This window comes from Streptomyces griseorubiginosus, assembly GCF_036345115.1.
Classification (GTDB): Bacteria; Actinomycetota; Actinomycetes; order Streptomycetales; family Streptomycetaceae; genus Streptomyces; species Streptomyces griseorubiginosus_C.
This window is the reverse complement of record NZ_CP107766.1, coordinates 634,906-649,826: the sequence shown is the minus strand read 5'-3', so window position 1 is coordinate 649,826 and position 14,921 is coordinate 634,906. Positions and strand designations below refer to the sequence as shown.

19 protein-coding genes are annotated in these 14,921 nt (G+C 72.2%); 11 read left to right on the top strand and 8 right to left on the bottom strand.

The genetic code is table 11. The features are described from left to right. Positions 1 to 32 precede the first annotated feature (32 nt). Positions 33 to 1,487 (top strand): aldehyde dehydrogenase family protein, encoded by a 1,455-nt coding sequence (locus tag OHN19_RS03025; RefSeq protein ID WP_330262593.1) that lies wholly within the window; start codon positions 33 to 35, stop codon positions 1,485 to 1,487. 20 nt (positions 1,488 to 1,507) lie between these two features. Next, positions 1,508 to 2,614, top strand: a complete 1,107-nt coding sequence (locus OHN19_RS03020) for an NAD(P)-dependent alcohol dehydrogenase (protein WP_330262592.1) — start codon at positions 1,508 to 1,510, stop codon at positions 2,612 to 2,614. Positions 2,615 to 2,618: 4 nt separating this feature from the next. On the opposite strand, the gene OHN19_RS03015 is transcribed toward OHN19_RS03020, so the two are convergent. After that, entirely contained in the window at positions 2,619 to 3,569 is a 951-nt protein-coding gene (locus OHN19_RS03015) for an NADP-dependent oxidoreductase (RefSeq protein ID WP_330262591.1), read from the bottom strand. Between the two features lie 71 nt (positions 3,570 to 3,640). On the opposite strand from OHN19_RS03015, the gene OHN19_RS03010 reads away from it, so the two are divergent. Together OHN19_RS03010 and OHN19_RS03005 are read left to right on the top strand one after the other, a co-directional pair. Next, positions 3,641 to 4,603 carry a GlxA family transcriptional regulator gene (locus OHN19_RS03010; RefSeq protein WP_330262590.1) on the top strand — a complete coding sequence of 321 codons (963 nt, stop codon included), beginning with the start codon at positions 3,641 to 3,643 and terminating at the stop codon, positions 4,601 to 4,603. 31 nt (positions 4,604 to 4,634) lie between these two features. Beyond that, positions 4,635 to 5,489, top strand: coding sequence for a hypothetical protein (locus OHN19_RS03005; protein ID WP_330262589.1), 855 nt, complete (start codon positions 4,635 to 4,637; stop codon positions 5,487 to 5,489). A gap of 7 nt (positions 5,490 to 5,496) precedes the next feature. On the opposite strand, the gene OHN19_RS03000 is transcribed toward OHN19_RS03005, so the two are convergent. Both OHN19_RS03000 and OHN19_RS02995 read right to left on the bottom strand, forming a co-directional pair. Beyond that, a complete protein-coding gene (locus OHN19_RS03000) occupies positions 5,497 to 6,060 on the bottom strand; it encodes a TetR/AcrR family transcriptional regulator (protein ID WP_330262588.1) in 564 nt (187 codons plus the stop codon). Beyond that, a complete protein-coding gene (locus OHN19_RS02995) occupies positions 6,057 to 6,419 on the bottom strand; it encodes a DUF1304 domain-containing protein (RefSeq protein ID WP_330262587.1) in 363 nt (120 codons plus the stop codon). Before OHN19_RS02995 ends, OHN19_RS03000 begins: the two co-directional genes overlap by 4 nt. Positions 6,420 to 6,535: 116 nt before the next feature. Here OHN19_RS02995 and OHN19_RS02990 point away from each other — a divergent pair, with 116 nt between their 5' ends. The 3 genes from OHN19_RS02990 (at position 6,536) to OHN19_RS02980 (ending at position 8,030) form a co-directional block, all read left to right on the top strand. Further along, positions 6,536 to 7,069: a GNAT family N-acetyltransferase gene (locus OHN19_RS02990; RefSeq protein WP_330262586.1), complete on the top strand. Its 534-nt coding sequence runs from the start codon at positions 6,536 to 6,538 to the stop codon at positions 7,067 to 7,069. Positions 7,070 to 7,091: 22 nt separating this feature from the next. Then, positions 7,092 to 7,559 carry a pyridoxamine 5'-phosphate oxidase family protein gene (locus OHN19_RS02985; protein ID WP_330262585.1) on the top strand — a complete coding sequence of 156 codons (468 nt, stop codon included), beginning with the start codon at positions 7,092 to 7,094 and terminating at the stop codon, positions 7,557 to 7,559. 78 nt (positions 7,560 to 7,637) lie between these two features. Then, positions 7,638 to 8,030, top strand: a complete 393-nt coding sequence (locus tag OHN19_RS02980; RefSeq protein WP_330262584.1) for a VOC family protein — start codon at positions 7,638 to 7,640, stop codon at positions 8,028 to 8,030. Between the two features lie 281 nt (positions 8,031 to 8,311). Here OHN19_RS02980 and OHN19_RS02975 read toward each other — a convergent pair whose 3' ends face one another. Together OHN19_RS02975 and OHN19_RS02970 are read right to left on the bottom strand one after the other, a co-directional pair. Beyond that, the gene (locus tag OHN19_RS02975) at positions 8,312 to 8,614 is read right to left on the bottom strand and encodes a DUF4235 domain-containing protein (RefSeq protein ID WP_020134811.1); all 303 of its coding nucleotides are present in this window, start codon (positions 8,612 to 8,614) and stop codon (positions 8,312 to 8,314) included. A 30-nt stretch (positions 8,615 to 8,644) separates the two neighbouring features. Beyond that, complete coding sequence (locus tag OHN19_RS02970; protein ID WP_330262583.1) at positions 8,645 to 9,664, bottom strand: glutathione S-transferase family protein; 1,020 nt, start codon at positions 9,662 to 9,664, stop codon at positions 8,645 to 8,647. Between the two features lie 93 nt (positions 9,665 to 9,757). Here OHN19_RS02970 and OHN19_RS02965 point away from each other — a divergent pair, with 93 nt between their 5' ends. Then, a complete protein-coding gene (locus tag OHN19_RS02965; protein ID WP_330262582.1) occupies positions 9,758 to 10,729 on the top strand; it encodes a cation diffusion facilitator family transporter in 972 nt (323 codons plus the stop codon). A 130-nt stretch (positions 10,730 to 10,859) separates the two neighbouring features. On the opposite strand, the gene OHN19_RS02960 is transcribed toward OHN19_RS02965, so the two are convergent. After that, positions 10,860 to 11,309: a nitroreductase family deazaflavin-dependent oxidoreductase gene (locus OHN19_RS02960; protein WP_123765824.1), complete on the bottom strand. Its 450-nt coding sequence runs from the start codon at positions 11,307 to 11,309 to the stop codon at positions 10,860 to 10,862. Positions 11,310 to 11,412: 103 nt separating this feature from the next. Further along, complete coding sequence (locus tag OHN19_RS02955; RefSeq protein WP_330262581.1) at positions 11,413 to 12,039, bottom strand: LysE family transporter; 627 nt, start codon at positions 12,037 to 12,039, stop codon at positions 11,413 to 11,415. Positions 12,040 to 12,360: 321 nt separating this feature from the next. Here OHN19_RS02955 and OHN19_RS02950 point away from each other — a divergent pair, with 321 nt between their 5' ends. After that, positions 12,361 to 13,560: a cytochrome P450 gene (locus tag OHN19_RS02950; protein ID WP_330262580.1), complete on the top strand. Its 1,200-nt coding sequence runs from the start codon at positions 12,361 to 12,363 to the stop codon at positions 13,558 to 13,560. A gap of 12 nt (positions 13,561 to 13,572) precedes the next feature. Next, positions 13,573 to 13,770 carry a ferredoxin gene (locus OHN19_RS02945; RefSeq protein WP_330262579.1) on the top strand — a complete coding sequence of 66 codons (198 nt, stop codon included), beginning with the start codon at positions 13,573 to 13,575 and terminating at the stop codon, positions 13,768 to 13,770. A 47-nt stretch (positions 13,771 to 13,817) separates the two neighbouring features. On the opposite strand, the gene OHN19_RS02940 is transcribed toward OHN19_RS02945, so the two are convergent. Further along, on the bottom strand, positions 13,818 to 14,366 hold the full coding sequence (locus tag OHN19_RS02940; RefSeq protein WP_330262578.1) for a TetR/AcrR family transcriptional regulator: 549 nt from the start codon (positions 14,364 to 14,366) through the stop codon (positions 13,818 to 13,820). A gap of 95 nt (positions 14,367 to 14,461) precedes the next feature. Here OHN19_RS02940 and OHN19_RS02935 point away from each other — a divergent pair, with 95 nt between their 5' ends. Further along, positions 14,462 to 14,920: a nuclear transport factor 2 family protein gene (locus tag OHN19_RS02935; protein WP_330262577.1), complete on the top strand. Its 459-nt coding sequence runs from the start codon at positions 14,462 to 14,464 to the stop codon at positions 14,918 to 14,920. The last annotated feature ends 1 nt before the right edge of the window (position 14,921 follow it).

Here is a 14,921-nt window from a genome sequence, read left to right as displayed (position 1 = left end):
TGAAATCTTGGCGACGATGCTGAGGAGCGGTGATGTCCCCCATCGAGATCGAACCCGGACGGCTGTTCGTGGGCGGCCAGTGGCGCGAGGCCGCCGACGGCGCCCGCACCGAGGTGGTCGACCCGTCCCGGGGCGCGGTGGTCACCACCGTCGCGGAGGCCGGAGCCGCCGACGTGGACGCGGCCGTGCGCGCCGCCCGGGAGGCCTTCGACGCCGGGACCTGGTCCGGCCTCAGCGGCCGCGAGCGGGGCCGGATCCTGCACCGGGTCGCCGAGCTGATCCGCGAGAACGGCGACGAGCTCGCCCAGCTGGAGAGCCTCGACGTCGGCAAGCCGATCTCGCTGTGCCACGCCGTGGACATCACGAACGCGGCCAACGACTACGAGCACTTCGCCGCCCTCGCCCACTCCGTGGACGGTGCCGTCCGCGACACCCCCATGAACGCCCTCGCCTACACCAAGCGCGAGCCGCTCGGGGTGGTCGCCGCGATCACCCCCTTCAACTTCCCGCTCATCCTCGCCGGATCGAAGATCGGTCCCGCCCTCGCCGCCGGCAACACAGTCGTGCACAAGCCCGCCGACGAGACCCCGCTCAGCGCCCTCTACATGGCGGGCCTGCTCCAGCGGGCGGGCGTGCCGGACGGCGTGGTCAACGTCGTCACCGGCTCCGGACCGGTGGCGGGGGACGCCCTCCTGCGCCACCGGGGCGTCGACAAGGTCGCCTTCACCGGCTCCACCGCGATCGGCCGGCATGTGGCGGCCACCGCGGGAGAGGCGCTCAAGCCGGTCACCATGGAGCTCGGGGGCAACGCCGCCAACCTCGTCTTCGAGGACGCCGACCTGGAGAAGGCGGTCGGCGCGATCATCAAGGCGTTCGTCTTCAACACCGGCCAGTTCTGCATGGGCGGCCCGCGCCTCCTGGTGGCCCGGCCCGTCCACAGCACCCTCCTCGGCATCCTCGCCGAGGCCGTGCCCGGCGTACCGGTCGGCGACCCGCGCGACCCCGGGACCGTCGTCGGTCCGATGGCGGGGGAGAAGCACCTGAAGAAGGTCGAGGAGTACGTCGACCTGGCCCGCAAGGAGGGCGGCCGGATCGTCTGCGGCGGTGAACGCCTCGACCTCGACGGCGGCTTCTACTACAAGCCCACGGTGATCGCCGACCTGTCCAACGACTCCCGGGTCGTCCAGGAGGAGATCTTCGGACCGGTCCTCACCGTGCAGCCCTTCGACACCGAGGACGAGGCGGTCGAACTCGCCAACTCGACGCCGTACGGCCTGGCTTCGGGCGTCCAGACGACGAACCTGGCCCGCGCCCACCGGGTCGCCGACCGCCTCCAGGCGGGCATCGTCTGGGTCAACGACTGGGCGATGCTCGACCCCGCGGTGCCCTTCGGCGGGGTCAAGGACTCCGGCTACGGCCGCGAGTACGGCCCCGAGGCGCTCGACGCCTACACCAAGGTCAAGTCCGTCGTCGTCTCGCTCGACTGAGCACCCCCCCAAGGAGTCCGATGTCCATCACCACCCGTGCCGCCGTGGTCGAGTCCGGCGGCGCACCCTTCACCCTCTCCGACGTCACCCTCGACGACCCCGCACCCCATGAGGCCCTGGTCCGCCTGGTCGCCACCGGCCTGTGCCACACCGACCTGGGCGTGGCGAGCGGCGGACTGCCCTTCCCGCTGCCCGGAGTCCTCGGGCACGAGGGCGCCGGAGTCGTCGAGGCCGTCGGCTCCGCCGTCACCGGCGTGGCTCCCGGCGACCACGTCGTGCTGTCCTTCACCTCCTGCGGCGACTGCCGCAACTGCGACGGCGGACACCCCGCCTACTGCGCCGGCTGGCTGCCGCTGAACCTCCTCGGCGGCCGCCGGGCCGACGGCTCCAGCACCATCAGCCGGGACGGCGAACCGCTCGGCGGCCACTTCTTCGGCCAGTCCTCGTTCGCCGAGCGCGCCCTGGTCGACGAGCGCAGCCTGGTCAAGGTCGACCAGGACGTGCCGCTGGAGTCCATCGCCCCGCTCGGCTGCGGGGTGCAGACCGGCGTCGGTGCCGTGTGGAACGTCCTCAAGCCCGTCACGGGATCCACGATCGTCGTCCTCGGCGCCGGAGCCGTCGGCCTGTCCGCGGTCATGGCCGCCGCCCTCACCCCCGCCACGACCGTCGTCGCCGTCGACCGGGTCGGCGAACGCCTGGAACTGGCCAAGGAGTTGGGTGCCACCCACACCGTCAACGCGGCCGAGGAGGACCTGGGCGAGGCGCTCGCCGGGATCACCGGCGGACAGGGCGCGGACGGCATCGTGGAGACCACGGGCAACGTGGGTGTCCTGCGGCAGGGTGTCGACGCGCTCGCCGCCCGCGGCACCGTGGTCGTGGTCGGCGCCCCGCCCTTCGGCACCGAGGTCTCCCTCGACGTCAACGGCCTCCTGGGCGGCAAGCGGGTCGTCGGGCTCACCCTCGGCGACGCCGAGACCCAGAGCTTCATCCCCGCCCTGGTCCGCCTGGTCAAGGAGGGGCGGCTCCCGCTGCACCGCCTGATCAGCACCTATCCGTTCGCGGACATCGACCAGGCGGTGCGGGACATGGGCGCGGGCAAGGCGATCAAGCCCGTGCTGACGTTCTGACCGATCAGTCGACCACGAGGACCAGCTTCCCGGTCGTACGGCCGGTGTCGCCCAGCGCATGCGCCTCGGCGGCATCGGCCAACGGGAAGGTCTTCTCCACTGTGGCGCGCAGCTCGCCCTTCTCCACCAGGTCCGCGATCGCGTTCATCCCGGCACGGTCGGCGTCCACGAGCATCCGCACGGCCCGCACCCCGAGCCGCTCGGCCTCCTCGCCGAACTCGTCCGAGCCGACCGGCAGGATCGACACCACGACCCCGCCCGGCCGCAGCACCCGCAGCGACTTCACGGACGTCTCGCCGCCCAGCGTGTCCAGCACCACGTCGACGTCCTTGACGGCCTCGGCGAAGTCCGTCTCCCGGTAGTCGATCGCCTCGTCCACGCCGATCTCGCGCAGGAAGTCGTGCTTGCCCGCGCTCGCCGTACCGATCACGTACGCGCCCCGCGCCTTGGCGATCTGCGCGGCCACATGGCCCACCCCGCCGGCCGCCGCGTGGATCAGCACCCGCTGCCCCGGCCGCAGGTCCGCGTACTCCACCAGCGCCTGCCAGGCGGTCAGGGACACCAGCGGCAGCGCGCCGGCCTGCGTGTGGTCGATCGACGCCGGCTTGTGGGTCAGCGCCCGCACGGGCGCGATCACGTACTCGGCGTGCGAGCCGTGGCCGTAGGGGTACGGCAGCATGCCGAAGACCTCGTCACCGGGCTTGAAGACCGCCACGCCGATGCCGACCGCCTCGACCTCGCCGGAGACGTCCCAGCCGAGAACGAACGGCGGCTCGCCGAGGAAACCGCCGTTCGCGCGGTGCTTCCAGTCGGTCGGGTTCAGGCCGGCCGCCCGCACCCGGACCAGCACCTGGTTGGGCCCCGGCGCGGGGCGCTCGATCTCGATCTCCTTGAGGACCTCGGTACCGCCGAGGGTGTCCTGGCTGATGGCTCGCATGGTGTTCACAGTGCTCATGGTCGACCAGCCTGCCGTGCTCCGCCCGCCCGGGAAATGGCACGATTGCCAAGCTTCGATAGGATCGTGCCATGAGACGTGTGGAGCGGACCGAACGGGTCGTGGTGCTGGCCCTGGACGGCGTGTACCCCTTCGAGCTGGGCATCCCCAGCCGGATCCTGGGCGCGGCCGACGGCCGGTACGAGGTGCTGACCTGCTCGGTCGACGGCCGACCGGTGCGCAGCAACGCCGACTTCACCATCGGCGTCGAGCACGGGCCGGAGGCCCTCGCCACCGCCGACACCGTGGTGATCACGCCGGTCGCGTCGGAGCGGATGCCCGCCGACCTGCCGGAGGAGGTGCGCGAGGCCCTCGCCCTCGTCCGCCCCGACGCCCGGATCGTGTCCATCTGCACGGGCGCCTTCGTCCTCGCCGCGGCCGGTCTCCTGGAGGGCCGCCGGGCCACGACCCACTGGCAGCTCGCCGATCACTTCCGGCGCCTGTACCCGCACATCGACCTCGACCCGGACGTCCTCTTCGTCGACGACGGCCGCATCCTCACCTCTGCCGGGGCCGCCTCCGGCGTGGACGTCTGTCTGCACCTGGTCCGCAAGGACCACGGCAGCGAGCTCGCCAACACCGTCGCCCGCCGCTGTGTCGTGCCGCCCTTCCGGGACGGCGGCCAGGCCCAGTACATCGAGCAGCCGGTGCCGGAACAGGGCGCCGCGAGCACGGCGGAGACCCGCGCCTGGGCCCTGGAGCGCCTCGACGAGCCCCTGACCCTGGGTGAGTTGGCCGCCCACGCCCGGATGAGCCTGCGCACCTTCGCCCGCCGCTTCAACGAGGAGGTCGGCCTCAGCCCCGGCCGCTGGCTGATCCAGCAGCGGGTGGCCCGCGCCCGGCACCTCCTGGAGTCCAGCGACCTGTCGGTCGACCAGATCGCCGGCCGCGTCGGCTTCGCCACGGGCGCGTCCCTGCGCCAGCACCTGCACGCGGCGATCGGCGTGTCCCCGCAGGTGTACCGGCGGACCTTCCAGGCGGCAGTGGCCCGCTGAACGTTCCGGGGCCCCGCGGCGTCGGAGGATCATGAGGACGGGTGGAGCGGCAACAGGGGGCGGAGTGCGCGGAATTCCTACGGCGGTGCTGGGGGCGGCGCTGGTCATGGCGGTCGTGGGGTGCGACGCCGGGGACGACCTGGTCGTCGACGGCAAGGTGCCGAGCTCGCCCTACGGCGGCCCACTGAACGTCCCCACGAAGGAACTGGACGAGCAGGGCCCGCGCGCCTCCCGCCTGGCGTCCGGAGCGGCGGGCCGGGCCCTGGAGTGCGACGGCGAGATCTGGGTCGGCAACGGACCCGAGGGCTGGAGCGACGGGGACGGCGGGGCCGACCCCGAGCAGGGACTGGGGCTGTACTTCGACCTCTTCTCACCGGAGGGCCCCCGCTCCGGCTACCGCGTCGAACGGCGGGAGAGGGACCGGGTGTTGTACTCCTACGACGTGGACGGCCGCACCAAGGTGGCGGTCGTGGTGGCCAAGGACCAGAAGGACAGGCCCGGTTGGGGTCCGGAAACCAGCGCGTCGTGCGACCCGTCCGAGCTCCCGGCCTCGTACACCGACTCCCACGGCTACGAGATCTGGACCGACCGCGCCGGCCGCCGGGTGCCGAGCTCCGAGGTCAGCAGCCGCGCCGGGGACGAGCACTGCGGCTGGCAGCAGGTGCACTTCCTCGAACTGGACGGTATGTACGCCCGAGACCCCGACGCCGTCCTCACGGACCGGTACGTGGACGACGTCCGCATGCCGGCCGACGCGAGGGACACCGGATACCGCTACGAGGACTGGGCGTTGTGGCTGACGGACGACCGGCGCACGGCCTACGTCCGCACCGCGGACGGCGTCGAGGCATGGCCACGGCTCGGCGAGGACGTGGCCTGCAAGTGAGCCCGCCTCACCGGCTCGCGTGCAGCGCGACCAGCAACTGCCAGACCTGGTCGGCGATCTCGGCGGCGGTGGCGTCGAGCAGGCCGTGCAGCCAGTCGGCCAGGACACCCGCGAAGGTCGCCGCGACCGCCGAGGCGACCAGCGGGGCGTCGGCCGCGCCCGCCAGCTCCCGCTCCCGCAGGCTGTAGGCCCTCAGGTCCCGGTGCAGCACCCGGCCCAGCGGACCGCCCCCGCCGGGCGTGAGCAGGGCCCGGTACAGGGCGGTGTGCGGGGTGAGCGAGGCGAAGAACTCCCCGAGCGCGGGCGGCGCGTGCACCGGGTCGGGCCGCCCGCGCCAGGCGTGCAGCGCCTCCACGGCATCCCGTACGACGTCCGCGCAGGCGTCGACCGCGAGCGCCTCCAGGCCGTCGTAGTGGACGTAGAAGGTGGCCCGGCCGACCCCGGCGCGCCGCACCAGCGCGGCCACGCCGACCTCCTCCAGCGGGCGCTCGGCGCACTCCGCGAGGAGCGCCTCCCGCAGCCGGGCCCGGGTGCGGGCCGCTCGCGGATCCTGGGGCGCGGGGCGGGTCACTGTGCGGCGAGAACAGCGGCCAGGGCGATCGCGCCGGGTAGCGCCTGCGCGGCGAGGATGCGGATGTTGGCGGTGACGGCGCCGTACACGCCGGCCACGATCACGCACACCAGGAAGAACACCTGCGCGCGGAACCCGGTCGGGTCACCGGCGACGAGCCCCCACACCAGGCCCGCCGCGAGGAAGCCGTTGTAGAGCCCCTGGTTGGCGGCCATGGGGGCGGTGGCCCGGGCCATCTCCGGGTCGAACCCGTGGAACCTCATCCCCGGCTTCTTCTGCCACAGGAACATCTCCATCACCAGGATGTACGCGTGCAGCGCCGCCACCAGGCCGACCAGCACGTTCGCCAGGATCTCCATCGACTTCCCTCACTTCTTGGACTGGTGTCCACTATAGCTGGACATCCGTCCAGGAAGTTAGCTGGGTGATGACGGTGACCGAGGCCACTGTCAGTGCCGGCCACTACCGTGCGGGCATGACTGATCACGAGCTGACCGTCCGCCGTGCCCGCCCCGACGACATCCCCGGCCTGGTCGCCTCCAGCGCGGGCCTGTTCGCCGAGGACGCCGGCACCAGGGATCCGAGCGTCGACGTGGACTGGCCGCTCCGGCACGGGGCCGAGTCGTTCGCGGCGGCCCTGGAGGACCCGGCGCGGCTCGTGCTGGTGGTGGATCACGACGGGGAGGTGGTCGGCCACCTGACGGGCACCCTGACCGAACCCTCGGCCGTACGACCCGTCAAGTCGGCCACCCTCAACGCCCTTTACGTCCTCCCGGCCCATCGCCGCGCACGGGTCGGCGGACGGTTGGTGGCGGAGTTCCGCACCTGGGCCGAGGCGCAGGGTGCCACCCAGGCGGAGGTCTCCGCCTACGCGGCCAACCCGGACGCGATCCGTTTCTACGAGCGCCAGGGATTCGGGGCCCACGCGGTGACCCTGCGGTCCGGCCTAGGCCGAAAGGCGGAGGTGGAAAGCGGTGCGAACGGCGAGACTGATGCCGTCAGCCGATGATCCAGCAGAAGGACCCGAGCCGATGGCGCCACAGCCCGCCCGCCCCGCCGAGCAGCGCAAGCAGGACACCCTGCACCGACTGGAACACGACGAGGACGTCTGGGTCGCCACGGCCCCGGACGACGGCTCGGGGGTGCCGTATCTCGTGCCGCTGTCGTTCCTCTGGGACGGGTCCGCCCTGCTCCTGGCCACCCCGGCCGCCAGTCCCACCGGGAGGAACCTGAGGGCGACCGGCAGGGTGCGGCTCGGTCTCGGGCCCACCCGGGACGTCGTGATGATCGAGGGAACCGTCGAGACCGTCACCCAGGCCGAGTTGAGAGAGGAGGAGGGCGACCGGTTCGCGGCCCGCACCGGCTTCGACCCCCGCCGGCTCACCACGCCCTACCTGTACTTCCGCGTCACACCGCAGCGCGTCCAGGCCTGGCGGGAGGCCAACGAGCTCGCGGGGCGTGAGCTCATGACGGACGGTCAGTGGCTGGTCGCCGACTGAATCGGCCGTGCCGGGATATCCGCAAGGTAGAGGGCCGCGGAGCGCCCACGCCCCGTGGCCGGACCCTTCGGAGGAGACATGGCACTGGTGAAAGCGGGGGTCGTCGTGCTCGACTGTGCCGAGCCCGAGAAGCTCGCCGTGTTCTACAAGGAGCTGCTGGAGGCCGTGGAGACGGACGCCACCGCCAACCGCGTGGAGATCAGGGGGGCGGACGGCTTCCGGCTGGCCTTCCGCCGCGACGTGAACGCCACCCCGCCGAGCTGGCCCCGCCCCGAGAACTCCCTCCAGGCCCACATCGACTTCGTGGTGGAGGACCTGGACGCGGTCGAGCGCAAGGTCGTGGAGCTCGGCGGACGGCCACTGGACACGAAGGACGCCGCGGGCCCCTTCGAGGAACGCGGCTACGCCGACCCCGCGGGCCACTCCTTCACCCTGCGGATGGTCACCCCGACAGCGCCGAAGCAGGGCTGAGCGGGTCACGGCGGCTCCGAGGGAGGGGGGCGAACCTGCTGCCCTGACCGCTCCGAGGCCCGGCTGAACCGGGTACGACCGCTCAGGCAGGGCCGGCCCGGGCGGACCGTCCCGGCAGGGCTGAGCCGATCCCGACCGCCCGTGGTGGGCCGGGATCCGGCGGTCGCGCCCCAAGTGGGAAGGACGGTGCGGAGCCGGCCCCCATACGCGAGGCCGGCCCGGCCCGCCCGCAGAGCTGGGGAGGGCCGGGCCGGTACGGCCGGCGCACGCGCAGCGTCGGGTCAGTCCCGGCCGCCCTTCTCGGAGGCCGGCCAGACGCCCGTGGACCGTTCGATGGCCTTCGCTCCGGTGCGGTCCACGGCACTGCGCACCGCGGCGAAGATGGCGCCCTGGATCGCGGCGGCCAGGAGGATCTCTCCCCAGCCCCGGTCCCGGTCCAGGGCGTCCGGCGCGTCCTCCTCGTGCCGGATCGCCATCCAGGTCTTGCGGAAGGCGAGGCCCGCGAGCCAGCCGCTCGACCAGCCGAGCGCGAACCCGAGGGGCTGGTACGCGAGGGGCAGCTTCAACTTCTTCTTCTTGGCCATGTGGATCTCCTCGTTCGAGTGAGTCGTCGGTCAGGGACGTCCGCGCTCGGGCACCTGCTCCTCGGCTGGAGGCGGCCCCGGCGGGGTGCCCTCGCCGAACGGACGGCCGCCCAGCTCCTCGCGGTGATGCGGGGTGAGCCAGCCCGACAGATCGGGTCCGAGCGGGACGATGCCGGTCGGGTTGATGCCGCTGTGCACCTGGTAGTAGTGCCGCTTGATGTGGTCGAAGTCGACCGTGTCACCGAAGCCCGGCGTCTGGTAAAGGTCACGGACGTACGCCCACAGCACCTCGTTCTCGGTCAGCTTCCAGCGGTTGCACTTGAAGTGACCGTGGTAGACGGCGTCGAAACGCACCAGCGTGGTGAACAGCCGGATGTCCGCCTCGGTGATCGTGTCGCCCACGAGGTACCGCTGCCGGGCCAGCCGCGGGGTCAGCAGGTCGAGCCGGCGGAACACGCCCGCGCAGGCCTCCTCGTACTCCTCCTGCCCGGTGGCGAAACCGGCCCGGTACACGCCGTTGTTGACGTCCTCGTAGACCTCCGCCATCACCGTGTCGATCTCGTCCCGCAGCGCCGTCGGATACAGGTCCGGCGCCCCCTCGCGGTGCAGGGCCGTCCACTCGGTGGCCAGGTCCAGGGTGAGCTGCTGGTAGTCGTTGGTGACGAGCTTCCCGCTCGGCACGTCCACCAGCGCGGGCACGCTCACCCCGCCCGGATAGTCGATCTCCCGCCTGTCGTAGGCCTCGCTGAGGTGGCGGATGCCCAGCACCGGGTCACGGCCGTCCGGGTCCAGGGTGAAACGCCAGCTGCGGTCGTCCTGGATCGGGTCCGCGATGCCCATGGACAAGGCGTCCTCCAGACCGAGCAGCCGCCGCGAGATCACGGCCCGGCTCGCCCACGGACACGCACGGCTCACGACCAGGCGGTACCGGCCGGCCTCCACCGGCCAGCCGTCCCGCGCGTCGGCGGTGACACGGTCCGCGAAGTGGCTCTTGGACCGCTTGAACGCCTTCTGGCCGTACGCGCTGTTGCCGTCGCCGGCGCTGCCCATGGTTCCTCCCGGGTGACCTGTCCTGGTGGACGCGTTCCCCGTTTTCGGGAGTCGGCACGGTGTGAGTGCCCGGGCGGCGGGCAACCGGCGAGGGTGAGCGGGACATCGACGAACGAAAAAGCAGACCGGAAAACACGCGTCACCGTGCTGGTGGCGCTCGCGGCGAACCTGGTGATCGCGGTCGCCAAGGCAGTGGGAGGCCTCCTGGCGGGCTCGCCCGCGCTGCTGTCGGAGGCGGCGCACTCCGTCGCGGACAGCCTCAACGAGGTCTTCCTGCTGGCCGCGCTGCGGCGCAGCCGACGCCCCGCCGACCGGCGCCATCCCTTCGGCTACGGCAAGGAGCGGTTCTTCTGGTCGCTGATCGCGGCCGTCGGGATCTTCGTGATGGGCGGCTGCTTCTCCGTCTTCCAGGGCGTCGAGGCGCTCCGCAACGGCGCCGAGGAGAAGCTCAGCGGCTATGTGGCCGGCCTGATCGTGCTGGGTGTGGCCTTCCTCGCCGAGGGGATCTCGCTGGTGCGGGCGCTGCACCAGGTGCGCAAGCAGGGCGGGGTCGCCCAGGGCATGCGGGACCCCGCCCTGCGCACGGTCGTCGCCGAGGACGGCACGGCGGTGCTCGGGGTGACCCTGGCCATGATCGGCATGGCGCTGCACATGGTCACCGGGCAGGTCGTCTGGGAGGCGTCCGCGTCCCTGGCCATCGGCGCGCTGCTGGTCTACGTGGCCTACCGGCTGGGCCGCGAGGCGAAGGGGCAGCTCATCGGAGAGGCCGCCGACCCGGAGGCCAGTGCCCGGATCCGGGCACTGCTGGACGCGCAGCCCGAGATCGACAGCGTGGAGGCCCTGTTCACCATGAAGATGGGCCTGGACTCGGTGCTGGTCGCCGCCCGGGTCGACCTGGTGCCGGGCCTGGACAGCGAGCGGGTCGAGGAGGTCGCCGTACGGATCAAGCGGTCCGTCGCCCGGACCGTCGCCGAGGCGGACCAGATCTTCCTCGACGTCACCGACCGGCCCGCCGAGGAGGCAGGGGAAAGCCCCGCCGCGACGGGGGAACGCGGCGGGGCCTGACGCTCGGGTGCCCGGCCGGAACCGGACCATGCGTCATGGACGGAAGAATTTTCCGGCCGGGCCCCCAGGCCCCTTCGGCGGGGCCCTCAGTCCCCTTCGGCCGGACCGTGAGAGTCCGTCAACCGGGCCGTCAGTCCCCGTCGACCGGCTCCAGGACGAAGACCGGTATGACCCGGTCCGTCTTCTCCTGGTACTCGGCGTACGGCGGGTACGCCGCGACGGCCCGCTCCCACCACTCGTCCTTCTCCGAGCCGGTGACCTCACGGGCCCTGAAGTCCCGCTTCACCGGCCCGTCCTGGAGTTCGACCAGCGGATCGGCCTTGACGTTGTGGTACCAGACCGGGTGCTTGGGCGCCCCGCCCAGCGAGGCGACCGCCGCGTAACGTCCCTCGTGCTCGACACGCATCAACGGCGTCTTGCGGATGCGGCCGCTCTTCGCGCCCCGGGTCGTCAGCACGATGACCGGCATCCCCGTGTCCATGAGCGTGTTGCCCTTGGTGCCACCGGAGCTCTCGTACAACTCCACCTGCTCACGCACCCATTGGGTCGGGCTGGGCTCGTACTCGCCCTCAAGAGGCATGTTCACCGTCTCCTAGTCGTCCACTACCGGGTTCCCGCACGGCACTCCAACACCGTTCCGTGCGGGATTCATCCCCACCGGCATACCCAGCGGCGGGCCCTTGTCACGGCAGAACCATCCGCACGGCCAGTCCCGTGATCACGGCGCTCGACACCAGGGCCGTCACCAGCCGGCCCCGATGCCCCGTCAGCGTCCGCCCCAGCAGGGCACCGCCGCCGGCCAGCAGGAGTTGCCAGCTCGCCGAGGCGACGAACGCCGCCAGCACGAACACGCCCTGTTCCAGGGGGCGTACGGCTTCCTCGGCCCGGGTGCCGAGGACGAGGGCCGCGAAGTAGATCACCGTGGTCGGGTTGAGGAGGGTGATGCCGAGCAGACCCAGGTAGGCCCGGGCCGGGCTCGGGGGCGGCGGGGTGGTGCGGGTGGCGAGGCGGTGCGCGCGGTACTGGCGTACGGCCGTCACCGCGCCGCGGATCGCCAGCACCACCAGGACCAGGGCGGCCGCCCAGCGCAGCGGGTCGAGGACCGGCCGCAGCAGCGCGGCGACGGCGGAGCCGCCCACCGTGGCCACCAGGGCGTACAGCCCGTCGGCCGTGGCCACGCCGAGCGCGGCGCAGACACCGGTGCGCAGGGAGGTACGGGCGGTGAGGGAGACGAGGTAGGTCGCGACCGCGCCGACGGGGACGGCGATGCCGTAGCCCGCGAGCAGCCCCGCGACGAGCGCGGCGGTCACGAGCGCGGAAGCGTAGGCCCCCACGGTCGGCCGGGCTGCTGCTGGACGCGCACCGGAAGAACGGCGGTGGCGGTCGGCGGCAGGAAGGCTTCGGTCGTCAGCATGGCCAGATCATGGGGGCTGAGAACCGGCCACCGCAAGCGCATTTCCGAGGTGGACCCCGTGCGCGGGGAGGGCTGCCCGCCGTTACCCGCTCCACGGCGGCGATCCCCGGCCAGATTCCCTCCGCCGCCGATCTGGCCGAACTTCCCGTGGCCCCATAGATGCCCTGGGCATCTAATGAGGATCTGCACGACGCACCCTTCGTCTGCGAGGTCTTCCATGACGGAAACGGAACCTGTCGCGTTCCCCCAGGACCGGACCTGCCCCTACCACCCGCCCACCGCCTACGACCCCCTGCGCGCCGCCCGCCCGCTGTCCCGGATCACCCTCTACGACGGCCGTCCGGCCTGGCTGGTCACCGGACACGACACCGCCCGCGCCCTGCTCGCCGACCCCCGGCTGTCCACCGACCGCACCCGCGACGGCTTCCCGGCGCCCACGGCGCGCTTCGCGGGCCTCAAGAAGCGGAGGACGGCCCTGCTGGGGGTCGACGACCCCGAACACCGGGTCCAGCGGCGCATGATGGTCCCCAGTTTCACGCTCCGCCGGGCCACCGCGCTGCGCCCCCGCATCCAGGAGATCGTCGACGAACGCATCGACGCGATGATCGCGCAGGGCCCGCCGGCCGAGCTGGTGAGCGCCTTCGCGCTGCCCGTCCCGTCGACCGTGATCTGCGCCCTCCTGGGCGTGCCCTACGCCGACCACGACTTCTTCGAGGGGCAGTCCCGGCGGCTGCTGCGCGGTCCCGCGGCCGACGACGTCATGGACGCCCGCGATCAACTCGAGCAATACATCGACGAGTTGATCGACCACAAGCAGAAGCAGCCGGAGCCGGGCGACGGCGTGCTCGACGAACTCGTCCACGGACAGCTGCGGGACGGCGAGCTGACCCGTCAGGACGTGATCGCGCTGGCGATCATCCTGCTGGTCGCCGGCCACGAGACCACCGCCAACATGATCTCCCTCGGCACGTTCACGCTGCTCCGGCACCCGGACCGGCTCGCCGAGTTGCGCACCGACCCGGCGCTGGTCCCGGCCGCGGTAGAGGAGCTGATGCGGATGCTGTCGATCGCCGACGGGCTGCTGCGGATGGCTCTGGAGGACATCGAGGTGGCCGGGACGACGATCCGGGCGGGGGAGGGGGTCGTCTTCTCGACCTCGGTCGTCAACCGCGACGAGGACGTCTACACCGACCCGGACACCCTCGACTGGCACCGGCCCGCCCGGCACCACATCGGGTTCGGCTTCGGCATCCACCAGTGCCTCGGCCAGAACCTCGCGCGCGCGGAACTGGAGATCGCCCTGCGGACCCTCTTCGACCGGCTGCCCGCCCTCCGCCTCGCCGCCCCCGCCGAAGAGATCCCCTTCAAACCCGGCGACACCATCCAGGGGATGCTGGAGCTCCCCGTGACCTGGTAAGAGGCCCCGCTCATGCACATCGACATCGACAAGGACGTCTGTATCGGGGCGGGCCAGTGCGCCCTGGCCGCGCCGGGTGTCTTCACCCAGGACGACGACGGCTTCAGCACGCTCCTGCCCGGCGGCCAGGACGGCGGCGACCCCATGGTCCGGGAAGCCGCCCGTGCCTGCCCGGTCGCCGCCATCACCGTGTCGGAGACGGTGGGCTGACCCGCACACCGCGGGAGCCGTACGAGTGGCCCGGTGTGCTGCCGACCTCAGCGGTCCAGCAGCATCCGGGCCGCCTCCCGTGCCTGGACGGCAGGACGCGTGCTCCGGGTGATGCCCGCCGTCACCATCGCCCCCTCGGCGAGCAGGAACAACGGCCCGGCCAGGTCGGCGGGCCGTCCGGCGTCGGCCACGAGTGCGCCGAGGTAGTCCCCGAACGCCTTCTTGTGCGCCCGGACCTGGTGCGCCACCCGGTCCGAGGTCGCGCCCAGCTCGCCGTACGAGTTGATCCAGGCGCACCCGCGGAAGCCCTCCTCGCCGAACCAGTGCTCCAGCCACTCGAAGACCGCGAGGATCCGCTCGTCCGGGTCCGGCCGGCGCTCCACGAACTCCGCGAGTCGCCCCCGCCAGCGCCCGTCCCGGCGCTCCAGATAGGCCTCCACCAGCTGTTCCTTCGCCGGGAAGAGCTGGTAGAGCCGCTTGAGGGAGACCCCGGAGGTGCCGCGTATGTCGTCCATGCCGACGGACTGGATGCCCCGTCCGTAGAACAGCTCCTCGGCGGCGTCCAGCACCCGCTCGCGAGCCACTGCGCTGTCCATGGACGACCACTCCTTGACCTGAGAACGTGCGTTCTCCTACGGTAGCAGCCATCCGGAGAACGTACGTTCTCGCCCTGGCCGTCCCGGAGGACCACATGACCGACCGCCCGCCGCTGCTGCCCTTCATGCGGGAGACCGCCGCCCAGAAGGTGCAGGCCGCCGAGGACGCCTGGAACAGCCGAGACCCGCAGCGGGTGGCGCTCGCCTACTCCGAGGACTCCGTGTGGCGCAACCGCGGCACCTTCGTCACCGGCCGCGCCCAGATCGTCGAGTTCCTCACCGCCAAGTGGGCCCGCGAGCGGGAGTACGCGCTGCGCAAGGACCTGTGGGCCTACGACGGCAACCGCATCGCCGTCCGCTTCCAGTACGAGTGCCGGGACGCCGAAGGGCAGTGGTGGCGGTCGTACGGCAACGAGCTGTGGGAGTTCGACGAGCACGGGCTGATGACCCGGCGCGAGGCGAGCATCAACGACGTGCCGATCGAGGAGAAGGAGCGCCGGATCCACGGCCCGCGCCCCGAGGCCGAACGGGGGCTGTCCTTCCCGCTTCAGTAGG